Annotated in this window: 1 pseudogene; it reads left to right on the forward strand. The window is 34.2% G+C overall.

Annotation, left to right across the window (positions count from 1 at the left end):
• Positions 1-162 precede the first annotated feature (162 nt).
• Positions 163-407 (forward strand): annotated as a pseudogene (locus tag PG901_RS13615) (PPC domain-containing protein); the annotation flags it as partial.

Genomic DNA, 407 nt, shown 5'->3' on the forward strand with positions numbered 1-407 from the left:
TAGGTTTACGGTAGAACTAGAAGTTAGGGTCGTTACAGGTGGCCTTATTCAGTAACTTACCAACGTACTCTCTATATTAGTAATACTAATATAACATATCTATAAAGGTTGACAGTGTGGAGTAAGATAAAATCGTTTTTTTACTGTTTGAGTGTTTAAAATATGAAAAACTTAACTGCTGCTATTCTAATTGCGCTTCCTGTTCTAATGGTAAGTCCTACAGTAATGGCCGCATCTTCAGATGCAGTGGCTAAAACTGTTGATGTTCAATTTAAAAAAGGCGCTAGTTCAGCTAACTATTATGGGAAATTAAAGGGTAGTAAGTACGATTCCTATACATTTTATGCCAAAAAGAACCAAAAGCTTTCTGTTAAAACAACGGGAGGGAATGTAGATTCTTATTTATT

Origin of the sequence: Psychrobacter sp. ANT_H3 (assembly GCF_027919975.1) — a bacterium.
Lineage (GTDB): Bacteria > Pseudomonadota > Gammaproteobacteria > Pseudomonadales > Moraxellaceae > Psychrobacter > Psychrobacter maritimus.